Source organism: Saccharopolyspora shandongensis (genome assembly GCF_900106995.1).
GTDB lineage: Bacteria > Actinomycetota > Actinomycetes > Mycobacteriales > Pseudonocardiaceae > Saccharopolyspora > Saccharopolyspora shandongensis.
The window spans coordinates 71,570-88,979 of record NZ_FNOK01000029.1; the positions used below are offsets into that span (position 1 = coordinate 71,570).

General features: G+C 71.4%; 15 protein-coding genes and 2 pseudogenes. 7 read left to right on the plus strand and 10 right to left on the minus strand.

The genetic code is table 11. The features are described from left to right. Positions 1–36 precede the first annotated feature (36 nt). Positions 37–588: pseudogene (locus BLW84_RS50385) on the minus strand (serine/threonine-protein kinase); the annotation flags it as partial. A 96-nt stretch (positions 589–684) separates the two neighbouring features. Next, on the minus strand, positions 685–1,677 hold the full coding sequence (locus tag BLW84_RS27020; RefSeq protein ID WP_218157481.1) for an alanine racemase: 993 nt from the start codon (positions 1,675–1,677) through the stop codon (positions 685–687). Positions 1,678–1,885: 208 nt separating this feature from the next. Between BLW84_RS27020 and BLW84_RS50390 the strand changes: the two are divergent. Next, positions 1,886–1,975 (plus strand): annotated as a pseudogene (locus BLW84_RS50390) (hypothetical protein); the annotation flags it as partial. Between the two features lie 148 nt (positions 1,976–2,123). On the opposite strand, the gene BLW84_RS27030 reads toward BLW84_RS50390, so the two are convergent. Continuing rightward, positions 2,124–2,393, minus strand: a complete 270-nt coding sequence (locus BLW84_RS27030) for a DUF1876 domain-containing protein (protein ID WP_177226714.1) — start codon at positions 2,391–2,393, stop codon at positions 2,124–2,126. Positions 2,394–2,603: 210 nt separating this feature from the next. Between BLW84_RS27030 and BLW84_RS27035 the strand changes: the two genes are divergently transcribed. Beyond that, complete coding sequence (locus BLW84_RS27035; protein WP_093270625.1) at positions 2,604–3,299, plus strand: hypothetical protein; 696 nt, start codon at positions 2,604–2,606, stop codon at positions 3,297–3,299. Positions 3,300–3,311: 12 nt separating this feature from the next. Here the strand turns inward: BLW84_RS27035 and BLW84_RS27040 are convergent, their stop codons facing one another. Then, a complete protein-coding gene (locus BLW84_RS27040) occupies positions 3,312–4,595 on the minus strand; it encodes a sensor domain-containing diguanylate cyclase (RefSeq protein WP_093270628.1) in 1,284 nt (427 codons plus the stop codon). Between the two features lie 548 nt (positions 4,596–5,143). Between BLW84_RS27040 and BLW84_RS27045 the strand changes: the two genes are divergently transcribed. Beyond that, positions 5,144–5,527 (plus strand): cupredoxin domain-containing protein, encoded by a 384-nt coding sequence (locus BLW84_RS27045; RefSeq protein WP_245761407.1) that lies wholly within the window; start codon positions 5,144–5,146, stop codon positions 5,525–5,527. 43 nt (positions 5,528–5,570) lie between these two features. On the opposite strand, the gene BLW84_RS27050 is transcribed toward BLW84_RS27045, so the two are convergent. Next, positions 5,571–8,330, minus strand: coding sequence for a helix-turn-helix transcriptional regulator (locus BLW84_RS27050; RefSeq protein WP_093270631.1), 2,760 nt, complete (start codon positions 8,328–8,330; stop codon positions 5,571–5,573). Positions 8,331–8,542: 212 nt separating this feature from the next. Between BLW84_RS27050 and BLW84_RS27055 the strand changes: the two genes are divergently transcribed. After that, positions 8,543–8,869, plus strand: a complete 327-nt coding sequence (locus BLW84_RS27055; protein WP_143061116.1) for a hypothetical protein — start codon at positions 8,543–8,545, stop codon at positions 8,867–8,869. Positions 8,870–8,985: 116 nt separating this feature from the next. Here BLW84_RS27055 and BLW84_RS27060 read toward each other — a convergent pair whose 3' ends face one another. Both BLW84_RS27060 and BLW84_RS27065 read right to left on the minus strand, forming a co-directional pair. Further along, positions 8,986–9,795, minus strand: coding sequence for an SDR family NAD(P)-dependent oxidoreductase (locus tag BLW84_RS27060; protein ID WP_093270637.1), 810 nt, complete (start codon positions 9,793–9,795; stop codon positions 8,986–8,988). A gap of 22 nt (positions 9,796–9,817) precedes the next feature. After that, positions 9,818–11,233, minus strand: coding sequence for a DHA2 family efflux MFS transporter permease subunit (locus BLW84_RS27065; RefSeq protein ID WP_093270640.1), 1,416 nt, complete (start codon positions 11,231–11,233; stop codon positions 9,818–9,820). A 170-nt stretch (positions 11,234–11,403) separates the two neighbouring features. Here BLW84_RS27065 and BLW84_RS27070 point away from each other — a divergent pair, with 170 nt between their 5' ends. Further along, a complete protein-coding gene (locus BLW84_RS27070; RefSeq protein WP_093270643.1) occupies positions 11,404–11,661 on the plus strand; it encodes a cell division protein SepF in 258 nt (85 codons plus the stop codon). Positions 11,662–11,680: 19 nt separating this feature from the next. Here the strand turns inward: BLW84_RS27070 and BLW84_RS27075 are convergent, their stop codons facing one another. The 3 genes from BLW84_RS27075 to BLW84_RS27085 all read right to left on the minus strand — a co-directional run bounded on the left by BLW84_RS27075 (position 11,681) and on the right by BLW84_RS27085 (position 14,941). Continuing rightward, on the minus strand, positions 11,681–13,081 hold the full coding sequence (locus BLW84_RS27075) for a sugar porter family MFS transporter (protein ID WP_093270646.1): 1,401 nt from the start codon (positions 13,079–13,081) through the stop codon (positions 11,681–11,683). Positions 13,082–13,179: 98 nt separating this feature from the next. Beyond that, positions 13,180–14,061: an SIS domain-containing protein gene (locus BLW84_RS27080; protein ID WP_093270649.1), complete on the minus strand. Its 882-nt coding sequence runs from the start codon at positions 14,059–14,061 to the stop codon at positions 13,180–13,182. A gap of 97 nt (positions 14,062–14,158) precedes the next feature. Next, the gene (locus tag BLW84_RS27085) at positions 14,159–14,941 is read right to left on the minus strand and encodes a DeoR/GlpR family DNA-binding transcription regulator (protein ID WP_093270652.1); all 783 of its coding nucleotides are present in this window, start codon (positions 14,939–14,941) and stop codon (positions 14,159–14,161) included. Positions 14,942–15,122: 181 nt separating this feature from the next. On the opposite strand from BLW84_RS27085, the gene BLW84_RS27090 reads away from it, so the two are divergent. Beyond that, a complete protein-coding gene (locus BLW84_RS27090; protein WP_093270654.1) occupies positions 15,123–16,487 on the plus strand; it encodes a Gfo/Idh/MocA family protein in 1,365 nt (454 codons plus the stop codon). 28 nt (positions 16,488–16,515) lie between these two features. After that, a complete protein-coding gene (locus BLW84_RS27095; RefSeq protein WP_093270657.1) occupies positions 16,516–17,142 on the plus strand; it encodes a nucleotidyltransferase domain-containing protein in 627 nt (208 codons plus the stop codon). Positions 17,143–17,410: the final 268 nt, after the last annotated feature.

Here is a 17,410-nt window from a genome sequence, read left to right on the forward strand (position 1 = left end):
CCTCGCCGCGGTACTCGCGGTGGACGATGCCGACCCGCCGTTGGCCACCTCGGGGGCGACGAAACCCGGTGTGCCGGAGAGCAGGCCGGTCTCGGTGAGGGTCACGTCGGCGTGCACGGCGCGCGAGATGCCGAAGTCGCCGAGCTTGGCGATGTCGTCGGCGGTGACGAGCACGTTCCCGGGCTTGATGTCGCGGTGCAGGACGCCCGTGGCGTGCACCGCGGCCAGGCCGGCGGCCAGCTGCGCCCCGATCCTGGCCACCCGCGCGGGCGGCAGCACGCGGTGGTGGGCCAGGTCCGGCGCGGGGAGGTATTCCATGACCAGCAGCCATTCGCCGCCTTCGGCCACCACGTCGTACAACGTGACGACGTTCGGGTGGTTCACCTTCGCCAGGATCTTGCCCTCGGCGCGCAGCCGCCTGATCCGCTCGGCGCCGTGCTCGCTGTCCCGCGAGACGGCGTGCTTGATCGCGACGTCCCGGCCCAGCTCCTCGTCGACGGCGCGCCAGACCGTCCCGCCGCCACCGGAACCGATCTGCTCCGCCAACCGGTACCGGCCGCTGATCAACTGACCGATCCGCACCGCCACTCCGATCCACGAGTCGCGCCAGCCTCGGACGAGGTGGCGCAACCCTATGGCACGGCGAACCGCCGCCGGGACCGGTCCGGGAAAGTCGCGAACGCGTCACCAGCCGCGCAGGTCGACCGGCCAGGTCTCGACGACCTCGTCGCCGTCGACGACGTGGATGCGCTCGTGCAGCGCGATGGTCGGATCGACGTGCGCGGGCAGCACCCGGACCCGGTCGCCCACCCGGGCCGGGGTTTCCGGGGTGAAGGTCAGGTGCTCGTCGGAGCAGAAGTGCACGTGTGCGCCCGAAATCGCGGGATTGCCGTGGTCCATGCCGAGGGCCTTGAGCCCGACGTCGGCGACGACCCACTTCGCGGAGGCCGAGATGACGGTGCCGAGGACGGTCAGGGCTTGCCGGAACGGCAGGCCGAGCTCGGCGTAGGCGGTGTCCATCAGGGCGTAGGAACCGGCCTGGATCTCGGTGGCCCAGGTGTTCACCGCGTACGTCCCGGTGCCGCCCGCGCTGACGAGATCGCCGCCGACGTCCTCGTGCGCGGCCAGCAGCAGCGCCATGCTCTCGGCCGTGCGCTCGGCGCGCTCCGCCGGGTCCTTGCGCAGCATGAGATGGCCTTCGTACCCCATCACGCCGCGAACGGAAAGTCCTTTGCTGCGAGCGAGATCGGCGAGCTCGCCCGCGGCCGCGGGATCGATGCCGCAGCGTGGCAGGCCGACGTTGACGTCGACGACGACCTCGCGGACGCCGCCGGATGCGGCGGCTTCGACGGTTTCCGGCGAATCCACGGCCAGCGTCACCCGGGCACCGCCGCGCACGACCGCTCCGAGGCGCCGGGTGTCGAGAACTTCGTTGGCCAGCAACAGGTCTTCGCCGAGACCGGCGGCGGCCATGCCCTCGACCTCGCGGACGGTGGCGCAGGTGAACCCGCGATGCCCGGCGTCCGCCTGGCGCTTGGCAAGCGCGGTCGTCTTGTGCGCCTTGACGTGCGGGCGCAGCCGGGCGCCGGGCAGCGCGTCGGCCATCGTCCGCAGGTTGGCGTCGAGCAGCGCGGCGTCGACGACGAGCGCAGGGGTCTGCAGATCCAAGAGGTGCAACGTCGTCTCCCTCGCCGGTACCGGTCTTCCCGCCGGGATCATACGGTTCCGCAGCCGGTGTTCCCGGTAATCAGGACGAGGTGCGCAGTGGTTCTCCGTCGAGGTCGATCGTGGCCGACAGCTCGAAGAACTTGGCCACCGGCGGGAGTTTCGCGCGGTCGGGCCGGCCCCGGGCCTGGCGCCGGGCCGGATAGCGGCGGCGGTCGGGATGTCGGGGCGGCACCTGGGAAGGCTGTTCGCCGCGGAAGGCGATTCCCCGGCGCGCTACCTGCAGCGCCGGCGGCTCGAAAGGGCGCGCCGCGAACTGGCGGACCAGGCGGCCCGCCACCGGACGATCGCGGACATCGCGCACCGCTGGGTTTCGCCGGCCACGCGCACTTCACCAGGGTGTTCCAGACCGAATTCGGCCGCGCGCCAAGCGAAATCCGCCCCACCTGACGCCGGGCTCAGGTGTGGAGGCGGGCCGGGTGGCCCGTCATCCGCTCGACTTCGTCTTCCGCCGTTCTCAACAGACGGCGGGCCAGGTCGAACAGCGCTCGCGCCGCCGCTAGTTCGTCGCCGATCTCCGGCACGCTGCGGTCTTGCGGGTTTCGCCGTGCCGCGCCCTTGCCGTGGAGTTCCCCGGCCACCGGGGCTCGCAGGCGCGCATCGGCGTGCGTGTGGTCGATGTCCTCGTCGAAGTAGACGTCGACCGTCCAGTGCTTCGTCGCGGCCATTGCTGTTCGCCTCCAACACGACAGCATCGCGGAGCCTTCGCACGGGACGCCAGAGCCCATTGGCATCGCTTCGCGGGCCGTGCATCGCCGCCGTCGTCGCGGAACGCCGCGCCGGTTTTTCCCGGCCCGGTGGGCGGGTGCGGCGTGTTGGGTTCATGCCGTTGCCGGGGTAACCCGGTGGCTTGTGGAATCCGAGCGGAGGAGGCTGCGATGAACGAGCGGGCATGGGAGCGCGCGGGAGCGGCGAGCGGATTGGCGGCGGCGGTGTTGCTGCTGGCCAGCTTGTTCCTCAACCCGGCCGCACCGATCGGTGACGATCCGGTGCTGACCTTCTTCTACGTCGCCGGGAACCGGGGCATGGTGCTGCTGGCCGCGCTGCTGGCGACGCTGGCGGCGGTGGTGTTCTTGTGGTTCGTCGGGCACCTGAGGCACCTGTTGCAGCGTGCCGAAGGCGGTGCGGAGGCGTTCTCGCCGGTGGTGTTCGCCGCCGGGGTGGTGCTGTCGGCGATGACGATGCTGAGCATGCTCCCGGTGACCGCGCTGGCGTCGATGACCCGGGACATCTCGACCGCGAGCGGGTCGGCGGTGTTCGTGCTCTCCGAGCTGCACCGGCTCGCGCTCGGGCCGCTCGGGCTGCTGGTCGCGCTGTTCGCCGGGACCACCGGCGCCGCGATGGTGCGCCGCGAGGTGCTCGGGCCGTGGGTCGGCTGGTTCGGGTTCGCGGTGGCCGTGATCGGGCTGATCGCCGGGGTCACCGCCTTCTTCGTGTCCGGCCTGTTCGTCACGATCGCGGCCATGGTCACCGGCATCGTGTTCGCGGTGTGGATCGGGGACGCCGCGGTGCTGATGCTGTACCGGCCGGAGGTCGACCGCGCCGAGGTGCCGGGCACGGCGTTCGCGCACTGACCGCCGAACCGGTCAACCGCCCGCCGGAGACCGGGGCGGCGGCTCGGTCCTGGCCTGGCATTGCGGGCAGTTCGTGGTCGTCTCCGCGACCGCGCGCATGTCGTGCTTGCGCCGGTACATGTCCCGGTCGGCTTCGTGCAGCAGCGCCTTCGGCCGGGTCGCCGGGTCGGTCGTGGTGGCCAGCCCGACGCTGGCCCGGATCCGCAGGCGGCCGTGGGGCGTGTCGCATTCGGCCCGCAGGCGCCGGGCGACGTGGTCCCGGAACTCGGCGGCGGCCCGGACATCGGGAACCCGGCTGACGACGGCGAATTCGTCGCCGCCGATCCGGCACACGATGTCGGCCGGGCCCGCCGCGTTGAGCAGTTCGTCGGCGGCGGTCATCAGGAGCCGGTCGCCCGCGGAGTGCCCGTAGGTGTCGTTGACGGGCTTCAGCTCGTCGAGGTCGGCGACGAGCACCGCGACCACGCCACCGTCCGGGTCGAGGTCCGCGAGGACGTGCGCCAGCCGATCGTCGAGCAGGGCGCGGTTGGCCAGCCCGGTGAGCGGGTCGTGCAGCGCCAGGTGGGCGAGGTGGATGTCGGAGGAGCCGCGCTCGCCGAGCTCCTCGCACTGGCTGATCAGGTACGCCGGGCGGCCGTCGGCGCCGGGGACCACGCTCGTCCGGATCAGCACCCAGATCGGATGGCCGTTCTTGTGCCGGTAGCGCTTCTTCAGGCTGACCGTGTTCAGCCGGCCCGTCGCCAGGTCCGCCAGCGCAGCTGCGGAGGTCTCGTGGTCCTGCGGGTAGGTGACGTCGAAGCAGTGCATTTCGAGCATCTCGCGCCTGCTGTACCCGAGCAGTTCGCACCACGCCTCGTTGACGTCGGTCCAGCGGCCGTCGTGATCCAGCAGCGCCATGCCGGTGGGGACGTTGGCGAACACGCGGCTCCACAGGGTGCCGGTCTCCGGGCGGTCCTCGACCTCGTGGAACTGCGAGAGGAACAGCCCCGGCTCGCCGTCGCTGCCGTGGAGCGACGACGTGCATTGGAGCAGCCGCACGGTGCCGCCGTCGGAACGCCTGAATCGCCGTTCGGCCGTTCCTGATCCGGTGGCGCTTCGCGGATCGGCCTCATCCGCGGTGAGGGCGTCGAGCGGGTGGCCGACGAGGCAGGCCCGGTCGTATCCGAGCGCGCGGCAGAACGCGTCGTTGGCGTGCACGCAGAGGCCGCTCGCGTCGAGCAGCGCCATCGGGGTCATGGCGCTGTCGAGCAGCGGCAGCCATTGCTCGGTCGGTTCGTGATCGGGGGTGGTTCGCATCAGGCTTCCGGGGAGGGGTTCTGCCGGTGTGCGGCTTCTGGACGGCAGCTGCGCGCATACCCGGCGAACTCGCGGCCACCGCCGCTCCCCGGGCCGCCGAGGGGGCGTCCGATGCCTGGCGGCCTGGGGAACGGGGTGATTCGGTTGGCCTGTCGGGGACGAGCGGAACGGGGCATACCGGCCTCGAACGTCGGGGGGACGGGGACGATGCCGTCCACCTTGCGCGAGAACCGCGTACCCGGCGCCGTTGGAATTACCGATTTCCATACCTAAATTCATGCCCGAGCCGATGCGCGCGCGCAGTCGCGGATTTTTCAGCTGCAAGACAGGCACCATCGGCCCCGCGGGGAACTTCCGCCACCCAAGCGGACTGCCTGCGGATTTACGCTTGATGGGCTCGCACCGTCGAAACAGCCGGGCCGGTAATGGTTTTCCGAAAATGCTAGTGCATCTTCCGGCCCGGTGCCCAATTTCTCGTGGGGGCGGCAATGCTGATCGAAGTGGGCGGAAAAAGGGTCATCGGCAGGAAATCCGGACGAACGAGGCGGGTGCTGCTGAGCGTGCTGCTCGGCGTGCTCGCACTGGTGGCGACCGTCTGCACCGGTGCGTCGGCCGCCGCAGCGCCGCAGGCACCGGCCGGACCGGTGGGCGGCGGATCGGCACTGGTGATCGTCAAGATGGTCGACTACCAGCTGTTGCAGCCGGCCTTCCTGCCGCCGGGGCGCTACACGTTCCGGGCCATCAACGATGGGCGCGCGCCGCACGCCCTGCAGATCAACGGACCCGGCGTCGCGAACGCGCGCACGCCGGTGGTGCAGTCGGGCCAGGCCACCGACCTCACCGTGGATCTGCGCCGCGGGCTCTACGACTTCTGGTGCCCGGTCGGCAACCACCGGCAGATGGGGATGCAGCTGAACGTCTTCGTCGGATGAACCGGCACGGCCCGGGTCCCGCAGCGGACCCGGGCCGGCGCCGCTAGGTGCGTGAATCCGCCGGCGCGGTGCTGGAGAGGACCCGGCGGAGATCTCGGCGCGACCCGATGTCGAGCTTGGTGAACACCTTCCGCAGGTGCCACTCCACGGTGCGCGGGCTGAGGAACAGCTGGGCGCCGATCTCCGGGTTGGTGTGACCGTCGCGGGCCAGCCGCGCGATCTGCGCCTCCTGGGCGGTGAGCACGAACAACGTCTGCGGCGTCGCTCGGTGCACGGTTTCGCCGGTGGCGAGGAGTTCCCGGCGGGCGCGTTCGGCGAACGCCTCGGTGCCGATGCGGCCGAACATCTCGTGCGCGGTGCGCAGCTGTTCGCGCGCCTCCAAGCGCCGGTTCTCCCGGCGCAGCCATTCGCCGTGCAGCAGATGGGTCCTGGCGAGGTGTACGGCGGCACGGCTGCGGGACAGCAGCTCGACGGCCTCCCGGTAGAGCTTCTCCGCCTTCTCGCCCGTGCTCAGCAGCGCCAGCGAACGCGCCTCGATCCCGGAAGCCCAGTTCGTGCCGCAAGCCCTCGTCCGCTCGTAGAGCCGCCGGAAGGCGTCCTCGGCGACCTCGTGGCGGCCGCTTCGCACGCCGGCCTCGACCAGTTCGCCCAGCGCCCACCAGTAGACGCTCAGCTGGTCGTTCCGGCAGGCCCGCTCGGCGGTGGTGACCGCCGTCTCGTACTCGCCGAGGCCGTTGCACAGCACTGCGGTCGCGTAGTCCGCCATCGTGATCGTCCGCCCCTCGCCCCGGGCGTCCGCGTCCCGTGTGCTGGTCTCGATCAGCTCCAGCGCCTGGGCTTCGCGGCCGCGGGTCGCGGCGAGCGTCATCGCGGCGTACCGGTGCGGCGCGTTACCGGACGTCTGGGCGATCGCATCGGCCTCGTCGAGCATCTGCGACGCCACGTCGAGCTCGCCGGCGTGCACGTGCTCCCCGGCGCGATAGCTGAGCGCGGTGGCGAGCGTGGTGAGCGCGCCGGTGTCGCGCGCTCGGTGGAGGCCGCGGGCGGCGAGCTCGCGCCACGCCTCGTCGTCGCCCAGGTCGGTCGCGACGCGGCAGGCCAGCCCGATCCAGCGCGCGTCGTCGGGCTCGGTCGTGCCACTGCGGCGAAACGCCTGCACGGCGCGCTGGAGCGTCGGGACGCCGGAGGCGAAGCCGTCGGTGAACCGCGCAGCCAGCCCGTCCAGCAGGAGGTCTATCGGCAGCTGAGGCGCGCGCCGGGCGGCTTCGGTCGCCCGCAGGGCCTCGTTGCAGTTGCCGACGCGACCCGTGAAGATCGCCGCTTCGAGCGCTTCGAGGTACGTCTCGCGAGACAGCGCGACATCGAGGGGTTCGAGGCGTTCGGCGGCTCGCAGCAGCAGCGGCGGGGCGTCGCGGCCCCGGTTCACGGCGAGCGCGATCTCGGCGCGCAACAGGTCGGCCCTGGCGTGCTGGAGCTCGTCGAGCGGTGCTGCTTCCGCGATGGCCAGCAGTCCCAGCGAAGCATCGGGCGCCCCGGCATCCAGCTTCTGCTGGGCCGCCGCCAGGGCGCGCGAACCCCGGCGCGCCGGATCGGGCGTCAGCTCGGTCGCCTTCGCCAGGAAGGCGGCAGCCGCCGCGATCCCGCCTCGGCACTGCGCCCGGTCGGCCGACCGTTCCAGCTCGCCGGCCACCAACTCGTCCGGTCCGCGGGCCGCGCGGGCGCGGTGCCACGCGCGCCGGTCGGGATCCACCTCCGGGTCGGTGGCCTCGCCCAATGCGCGGTGCACCCGCTGGCGCTCGTCCGGCGAAGCCGTCTGGTAGACCACGGAGCGCACCAGCGGATGCCGGAACCGCACCCGGCCGCCGATCTCGATCAACCCGGCGGCCTCGGCCGGGCCGGCCGCATCGGCCGACAGCCCGAGCCCGGCGACGGCCCGCCACAGCAGGCCCGCGTCGCCCGACGGGTCCGCCGCGGCGGTCAGCAGCAACCGCTGGGTGTCGTCGGGCACCGCCCGGATCCGGCGGGTGAAGCACTGTACGAGGCAGCCGGAAACGGGCCCGGGGTTCGGTAGCCCGAACCCGCCGGCGAGCTCGGCCGGGGTGAACACGCGCGGCAACTCCAGCAGCGCAAGTGGGTTTCCGCGGGTTTCCGCGATGATCCGGTCCCGCACCTGCTCGTCGAGCCGCCCGTGCATGACCGATGCCAGCAGCTCGGCGGCGTCGGCGGAGCCGAGGCCGTCGACGGAGAGCTCCGGGAGGTCGGCCAGGTCGTGGTCGTCGTTGGGCACGCGCACGGCGAACACCACCGCGACCGGCTCGGCCAGCAGGCGGCGCGCCGCGAACGACATGGCCTGCACCGAGGCCCGGTCGAGCCACTGCGCGTCGTCGACGAGGCAGACTAGCGGCCGCTCCGCGGCGGCTTCCGAGAGCAGCGTCAGGACGGCCAGGCCCACCATGAAGCGATCCGGGGCGCCGCCCTCGTGCAAGCCGAACGCGACGCGCAGCGCGTCCCGCTGCGGCTCCGGGAGCCGCTCCAGGCGGTCGAGCATCGGCGCGCACAACTGGTGCAGACCGGCGAAGGCGAGCTCCATTTCGGACTCCACGCCCACGACGTGGGCGAGGCGACAACCCGACGCACGGTCTCGGACGTAGTCCAGCAACGCCGTCTTGCCGGCACCGGGCTCGCCGCGGAGAACCAGTGCGGAACTCTGTCCCGTCCGGACTCTCGCCAACAGGCGATCCAACAACTCGCACTCGCGGTTTCGGCCACGAAGCCCGGCCCCAGCACGGCCGGAAATAGCCATATTCCGATGGTAGGGGCGGCGCCCCCTCGATTGGCAACTCCGCCGGGCGGTCGCGGAAAGAGGGCGCGGCCAGGGAACGGGCCCGGGTGTTCCACTGGCGCATTCGGCGCGCGGGCGGAGAAAACTCGTTGGTGTCCGGGGGTTTCGAAGCCGCGACCACGGCTGAGAAGTACGGACAAGGGACTAAAGTAACGGAACCAGGGGAAATCTCCATGCGCACAGCGGTTGGGGCGTTGGCCGGTCTCGCTTTGGTCGCGCCTTTGGCACTGGGAGTTGCCGATGTCGGAACGGCTGCCGCGAGCGGGGCGTCGAGCGTCGTGGCCGCGGAGCGACCGGCGTCGACAGCGGGGCACTTCCACGCCGAGAAGGACAACAGCAAGGACAAGAAGAGCAAGGGCGACAACAGCAACGGCGAGACCGAGAGCAGCGAAGGGAGCACCAGCAGCCAGAGCAGCACGAGCAGCCGGGGCAACAGCGGGAGCAGCAGCAGCTCGGGCGTCGCCGGGCAGAACGCATTGCCGGTGACGACCATCAGGTGAGCAATGCGCCTGTCGCTCGTCGATCGCCGTGACCGCGTTTCGGCGCACCAGCAGCGCTGAACGCCGGGCCGCCCGGCCGAGCCGCGACTTCGGCCGGGCGTGCCGCGGGCGCGACGTCACCCGGATCCGAGCAGCTGTTCCGTGATGGCCGCGAGGCGAGCCGCCGCGGCGGGGTCGTCCCGGATGGCGATCCTGGCGTGCGTGCCGAACGCGCTGACCGGTTCGGCGGGCGGCGCGTCGAGGAGCCCGAGGATCGGTGGCACCACTTCGGTGGCCGGTTTCGCCGTGGCCTTCTGGTGCTCGACGAACCGCGCCGTCGGCGCGTCGTACTCGCCGGCGAAGCTCGTCGCCGTCGGTCCCGGCTGGAACAGCACGTACCGCACGGGCCCGTCACCGTGGCGCCGCGCGAAGTCGACGCCGAGCAGGTCGTTGTAGCGCCCCGTCGCGAACATCGCCCGCACGCCGTCGTAGTTCTCGTTCTGCAGGTCGGCCCAGTCGATCGGGGTGTCCTGGCCGGGCCCGGCGACGTTGACGACGACCGGGCGGTCGCCCTTCGCCAGCGCGCCGATCATGCCGTGGCTCAACAGGAACCGGCTCAGGTAGAAGAGCGCGAAGTTGTGCTCGAACCCTTCCGGCGTCACCGTCCGGCGCGTCTGGAAGTAGCGCGCGCACAACACGAGCCCGTCGATTTCCGGGTGCTTTTCGGTCAGTTCTCGGATGATCCGCCGATTCTCGGCCACCGAGCCGAGATCCGCCTGCCTGAACGAGGCGGTTCCGGGCGAATCGGCCGCCTCGCGGAGCAGCCGGGCGCCTTTGCGCGGATCAGTGCCGATCACTACGGCGCGGTCGCCGCGGGAGAACAGCGCGCGGGCCACGGCGGCGCCGATTCCGTCCGTGCCGCCGGTGATCACGAATGTCCTGGTCAAGGTCGTCTCCAGTGGATGCCGGTCACGCGTGTTCGGCGACGGCTGCGGTTTCGGTGGTCGGGGCGGCAGGCGCGGGGCGTCCGGGCAGGATCCTGGCCGCGGTGGACATGGCCACGCCGGCGCCCACCAGCCACCAGAAGGTCGTGCGGAACGCCGCCTCCGGTGGCGCGGAGGCGGTCGCGCTCTGCAGCACCAGGGTCAGCAGCGTGATCCCGAGAGCGCCGCCGATCTGGTGCACGATGAACAGCGCTCCCGTCGCGCGGGAGGCCGAGGCGGGCGGCACGGTCCGGTAGACCGAACCCATGGTGGTGGACGCGACGACGCCGAGCCCGAACCCGACGACGACCAGCCCGAACGTGGCGACGACGCCGTTGAATCCGAGCGCGTAGGGCAGGAATCCGGGGATGAGGAGCAGGCCGCCGACCGTCGCAGGCAGGCGGGCACCGGTCCGGTCGGAGAGCCTCCCGGCCGTCGGTTGCGCGACGACGGCGCCGAGCCCGAACGGGGCGAGCAGCAGGCCCGCCGCCATCACGCCGTGCCCGCCGATCTGCTGGAAGTGCAGCGGGAGCAGGAAGGTCGTCCCGAACATGATCGCGCCGATGAGGAACAGCACGGACACGCTGGCGGCGAAGCCGCTGCTGCGGAACAGCCGCAGGTCGATCAGCGGTTCGTGCCGGGTGGTCAGCGCGTGGGCGGCGTAGCCCGCGAAGAGCAGGGCCCCGAGGGCACCGGCGATCAGCACCGGGGCCGTGACGCCCTCGACGGCGTTCGCCAGCGCGTACATCAGCGCGGCGAAACCGGGCGGCAGCAGCATCACGCCGAGGACGTCCAGGCGTTTGGCCGCTTCGCCGGTGGTCGCGTCGTCGGCCGGCATCAGTCGAACGGCGAGCACGATCGCCAACGCTCCGACCGGGACCTTGACCAGGAAGATCCACTGCCAGGGCAGCGATTGCAGGAGCAGGCCGCCGAGGACCGGGCCGATCACCGGTCCCATCGTCATCGGGGCCGCGGCGAGGCCAAGCACCCGGCCGACGCGTTGCTGGCCGGCCGCGCGGGCGAGCGTGGCGAGCATGACCGGTTCGAGCAAGCCGCCGCCGAGGCCGGTCAGCAGCCGCGTCGCGATCAGGCTCGGCGCGTCCCAGGCCAGGCAGGAGGCGACCGATCCGAGCACGAAGACCGACAGCCCGGCGAGCCACGTGCGGCGGGCACCGAACCGGTCGATCGCCCAGCCGGACAGCGGCGCGGTGACCGAGACGGCGAGCAGGTACGCGGTGGTCACCCACTGGATCGCGGCCAGCGTCGAGCCGAATTCGCGGACCAGCGTGTCGATTCCGACGCCGGTCATGGTCGTGTCCAGCAGGGCCAGGAACGCGCCGAGGGTCATGGTGACCAGCAACTTGCGGAGTGCGGAATCCAGTGGTTCTGAGCGAGCAGCCATGTTCGTTCCCGGGTGGTATCTAACATTGAACTAATGAGTTCAATTTAGCGATCACATGAGTACATGCGCAACGGGGGTGGCTGCGATCCGGGCGCGGCGGTGCAGGGAAGCGGCGGGCGGCTCAGCTCGCTTCCAGTTGACTTTGCCGCCCGGCCGACGAGACTGGTGACGTGGTCAAGACGCTGCACCCGCAGAACTACGGCGACGCCTACGACGTCGGTGATTACTTCCGCAAGGGCGTGCCGGTGGTGATGGACCTGACGAGCCTGCCCAAGGCGGAAGCGGTGCGGCTCGTCGACTTCGCCGCGGGCATGGTCGTCGGGCGCGGCGGCTCCATGGACCGGGTCGCGCCGCGGGTCTTCCTGCTGACGCCGCCGGGGGTGTCGGCCGAGGACACCCGGCCGGAACCGGCGAAAGCCCCGTCCTGACCGGGAATCGGCCCGCGCCTCATTCGCCGCGGCGCGGCGCCGGTTCGGCGGGCCAGCGGGCGCCGTTCTCCCAGTAGGCGCGGATGCTCTCCAGCGATCGGCCCTTGGTCTCGGGCGCGAAGCGGAACACGAACGCCCAGGCGATCGCCGCGAGCAGCACGAAGATGGCGAACGTGGTGGCGCCGCCGAGGCCGTCCATCAGCGGCAGGAAGAACTGGGCGACGATCAGGTTCGCCACCAGGTCCGCGGTCAGCATCAGCGACGCGCCGAGGGCGCGCAGCCGCGCGGGGAAGCTCTCCGAGGCGAACACCCAGACCAGCGAACCGAAGCCGAAGTTGAACCCGGCGGTGAACACCAGGATCGCCGCGAAACCCCACCAGGATCCGCCGCCGCCCAGCGATCCGGTGGCGAACACCAGGATCATCGCGACCCCGGCGGCCATCATCGCCGCGATGCCGCCGAGCAGGATCGGGCGCCGCCCGGCGCGGTCCACGACGAACAGCGAGCCGATGGTCGCCAGCAGCGCCGCCGCTTGCACGATCGCGGGCAGCCCGAGGACGGTCGCGTTGCCCTGGAAACCCATCTGCTTGAAGATCATCGGGCTGTAGTAGGTGACCGCGTTGATCCCGGTGATCTGCACGAGGAAACCCAGGACCAGCACGAACATCGTCGCGCCGGAGTAGGGGCGGCGGAACATCTCGCCGAACCGGCCACCGTGCTGAGCCGAGATGTCGGAGCGGATCTCGGCGAGCTCCCGCTCGACGTCGGCGCCCGGGTCGACCATCCGCAGGGTCCGGCGGGCCTCGTCGTGCCGGCCCTTGAGCACGTACCAGCGCGCGGTGTCGGGCAGCCGCACGAGCAGGAAGATCACCAGTACGGACGGCACCGCGGACAGCGCGAGCATCAGTCGCCAGTTCCCCGACTCGGCCAGGCTCCAGTCGACCAGGTAGGCGGCGAGGATCCCGGCCACGGTGGCGACCTGGTAGCCGACGACCAGCGCGCCGCGGATCGCCGCCGGTGCGGACTCGGCGAGGAAGATCGGCGCCACCACCAGCGACAACCCGATGCTGACGCCGAGGAAGAACCGCGCGACGTCGAGCCAGAGGATGTCGGAGACCAACCCGGACCAGGCCGCGAACACGGCGTAGCCGAGTACCACGACGATCATCGTCGGCTTCCGGCCGATCGCGGTGGCCAGCTTCCCGGCGAGCAGTGCGCCGACGATGTTGCCCGCCACCAGCACCGTGGTCACGCTGCCCTGCAGCGCGGGGGACAGGCGCATCTCCTCGGTGATGAACAGCAGCGCCCCGGAGACGTTGCCGATGTCGTAGCCGTAGATGACGCCGATGGTCGCGGCGGCGATCGCGATCCGCCGGGCCGTTGCCGAGGTGGCGCCCAGCGAGGGGGAGGCTCCGGACATGGCACTCTCCTTGGTGCGGTCAGGTTTCTAGGACGTCCAGCAGGTGTTCGATCTCCGGGCCGGCCCGAAGTGCACTCGGGGTGGCCGTACCTCCGCCGTCAGCGGTCGAGCACGACGGAGCGGCTGAGGTGCCGCGGCGCGTCCGGGTCGAGGCCGCGAAGCCGCGCGAGCCGGACGGCGAGCAGCTGGGCGCGGACCAGGTCCGCCATCGGGTCGATGGCGTGCCGGACGAACGTCGCGCCGGTGCGCCGCACGTCGGCTTCCAGGTCCGTCAGCGCCGCGCCGAGCAGCCACGTCACGCGCCCCGGCTCGGCGATGCTGATCGGGCCGTGCCGGTACTCCAGCGCCGGGTAGGACTCGGCCCAGATCCTCGTCGCCTCGCGGAACTTCAGCGCCGCCTCGTGCGCGAGGCCGACGGTCCAGCCCGTGCCGAGGAACGTGAACTGGTCGGCCTCCAACAGGTTCGGCAGCGGCTCGCGGAGCACGGCCTCGGCTTGGTCGGCGGCACTGGCCAGGGATTGCCCGAGATGCGACCGCAGCAGTGCGAGAGCGCTGGTGGCGAACCGGGTTTGCACCACCGAGCGCTCGTCGCAGAACGACAGGTCCACGACCTCGTCGGCGACGTCGCGCACCGCGCCGGGCGTCGCTGTGAGCACCGTGGTGGGCACTTTTCCGCGCAGCGAAGCCAAGAGCTGCCGGACCTCCGTCGTCGTGCCGGAGCGCGTGATGGCCAGCACCCGGTCGTAGCGGCGGCCGGCCGGCATCTCCGACGCGGGGAACGCATCGGTCACGCCCAGTCCGGACGCCTCCCGGAGCGCTGCGAAGGACTGCGCGACGAACCACGAAGTCCCGCAGCCGATCGCCGCGACCAGCTCTCCCGCCCGCGGCAACGCGTCCTGCACCGAGTTGGCCAGGGCGGCCGCTCGGCGCCAGCACTCGGGCTGGCTGGTGATCTCGGCCTGCACGAACGACTGCGCCATTGCGCGCTCCTCCGAAGGGCGTCGGCGAATGAAACAGCCATCAGGCTAAGTGCGTGAAAATGATTGATCAATGCTCTATTCGAGCATTATTGATCAGTCAGGCGACCAGGACCCTGGTCCCGGCCGCGTCGAACGCCTGCCGGACCTCGTCGTCGACGCCGGAGTTGGTGATCAGCGTGTCGATCGCGTCGCCCGTGCAGATCTGTGCGAACGCGCGGCGCCCCAGCTTCGAGCTGTCGGCGACCACGACGACGCGCGCCGCGCGCGAAGCCATCAGCCGGTTGATGCTCGCCTCGCCCTCGTGGTGCGCGTAGGCGCCGAGCTCGCTGTCGATCGCGTCGACGCCCAGGAACAGCAGGTCGAGGGTGATCTCCTGCAGGATGTGCGTGGCCAGCGGCCCGGTGAGCTCGAAGGACTGCTGTCGGGCCACGCCGCCGGTCACCACGATCTTGATGTGCGGCCGGACCACCAGCTCGTTGGCGATGTTCAGCGCGTTGGTGACCACGGTCAGTCCCGGATCGCCGCGCTCGCTGAGATCCGGCCGGGTGGCCAGGCTGCGCGCGACCTCGGTCGTGGTGGTGCCGCCGTTGAGCCCGATCACCATGCCGGGCTGGACCAGCCGCGCCGCCGCCGCGCTGATCCGCTGCTTCTCCGGCGCGTGCCGGGCGGCCTTGTGCCGCAGCGGTAGGTCGTAGGCGACGTTGGTGGCCACCGCGCCGCCGCGGGTGCGGGCGAGCAGCTGCTGATCCGCGAGGTGGTCGAGGTCTCGGCGGATGGTCGCGGCGGAAACGTCCAGCTCGGCGGCCAGTTCCTCGACGTCGGCGCGTTCGCGCCGGCCGACGATGTCCAGGAGTTTGCTCAGCCGTTCGTGCCGGTTCACAGCCATTCCTTTCGCGCGGCCCCGACGAAAAGTACTACACCGCGCGTCGCGCGTCGGGCGCTTCGGGGCAGCCGAACGGATCATCGCCGAATCGCCCATGCGTCGGTACTGCTTCGAGGTCGAATGTGTAATTCTGCTCGAAACTTCGTTCTATCGCGCATATTCACGCAGGAGGAGACCGATGGCCGATCACACTCCCCTTTCCCGGCGGACCCTGCTGCGAACCGGTGCGGTGGCCGGAGCCGGGCTCGGGCTCGCCGGCCTGGCGGCCGGATCCGCCGCAGCGCAGGCCTGGCCCGCGGCCAAGGGAGATCCCATGATGGGCGTGCCCTTCGAGCCGCTCGACACCGTCCGCGTCGGGATCATCGGCCTGGGCAACCGCGGCGCGAGCATGCTGCCGCTGTTCCTGGCGCTCGAAGGCGTCGAGATCACCGCGCTCTGCGACGCGAACTCCGATGCCGTGAACCGCGCGGCCAAGGCAGTGGTCGATGCGGGACGCCAGGAACCGGCCAAGCACGGCGGCGGGGACCACGACTTCGAGGCCCTGTGCGCCCGCGACGACGTCGACTTCGTCTACATCGCCACCCCGTGGGAATGGCACACGCCGATGGCGGTCACGGCGATGCGCGGCGGCAAGCACGTCGGCGTGGAATGCCCCGCCGGCGTGACCACCGCCGAGCTGTGGGAACTCGTGGACACCTCCGAGAAGACCCGGCGGCACTGCATCCAGCTGGAGAACTGCTGCTACGGGCAGAACGAGCTGCGCGTGCTGCGGATGGCGCACGACGGCATGTTCGGCGACCTGCTCTACGGCGCCGGCGCCTACCTGCACGACCTGCGGGAGCTGATGTTCTCCAAGACCTACTACGCGAAGCAGTGGCGCCGCGAGTGGCACACCAAGCTCAACGGCGACCTGTACCCGACGCACGGGCTCGGCCCGGTCGCGGCGTACCTCGACATCAACCGCGGCGACCGGCTGACGCGGATCACCTCCATGAGCACGCCGGCGCTCGGGCTGGCCGCCTACCGGCAGGAGCACCTGCCCGCGGACGACCCGGCGTGGCAGGAGCGCTACGTCAAGGGCGACGCGACCATGAGCCTGATCCAGACCGAGGCGGGCCGCGTCATCCACCTCGTGCACGACGTCTCCAACGGGCGGCCCTACAGCCGGCTCAACCAGCTGCAGGGCACCAAGGGCGTGTTCGAGGACTACCCGGAGCGGATCTACCTGGAGCCGACCGGGAATCCGCACGAGTGGGGCAACTGGGACGACTACGCGGGCCACGACCACTGGCTGTGGAAGGACGTCGGCCCGGGCCCGGGCGGGCACGGTGGCATGGACTACCTGATGCTCTACCGGCTCGCGCAGACCATGCGCCTCGGGCTGCCGCCGGACATCGACGTCTACGACTCGGCGACCTGGAGCGCGCCGTTCGCGCTCAGCGCGAAGTCGATCGCGAACGGCAGCGCCGCGGTCGACTTCCCGGACTTCACCCGCGGCCGGTGGGACACCCCGCACCCCGGGACCGATTCCGCCAAACCCTGACGTTCGGGGCATCTGCGAGGATCGGTGCGTGGCACCGGAACTCGCGCCGTGGGACCCGGCCGGACCGACCGAGGTGCAACGCCTCTTCGCGCGGCAGCCCGCGCCCTGGTGGGTGGCGGGCGGGTACGCGGTGGAACTTGCGGCGGGGCGCAGGCTGCGCGAGCACGGGGACATCGACGTGCTGCTGCTGCGCCGAGACCAGCTCGCCGTCCAGCAGGCCCTGGCGGGCTGGGAGTGGTGGGCGGCCGATCCGCCCGGAACGCTGCGGCCCTGGAGACGTGGCGAGCGGCTGCCCACCGGCGTGCACGACATCTGGTGCCGGCGGAACGCGGATTCGCCCTGGCGGATCCAGGTGATGCTGGACGAATCGGCGGGCGACGACTGGGTGTCGAGACGAGCGCGGCACCTCCGCCGGCCCATCGCCGAGATCGGCGGCCGGACCGCGGACGGTATCCCGTTCCTGATGGCGGAGATCCAGCTGTTCTACAAGGCGGCGAACCCGCGCCCGAAGGACGAGTTCGACTTCGCCGCGGTGCTCCCGAGCCTCGACGCGGCGCAGCGCCGCTGGCTCGCCGAGGCGATCTCGACCACCTGCGGAGCCCATCCGTGGCTGTCCGCGCTCGTTCCCGCAGACGCTCCGCGCGATCCCGCCTGACGCCCGGATCCGCGACGCGATCTTCAAGGGCGACGAGGCGGTGGGGGAGCTGGCGCACCGGCCCTGTACTCCGCCAACGACGCCGTCCCCGGCGAGCTGAGCCTCGACCTGCGGTGATCGACGCGCGGCGGCTCGGCGCTGCCGGGCCCGGAACGCCGCCGGGTAGCATCGGGCTCCGGCCGCCCCGGGGTGGCCGGAGCGCGAAATCTCCAGTCGGCCAGCGGAATCCCGGCCGGCGTTCGCGCTGCGAGCACAGTGGACGGAAGTT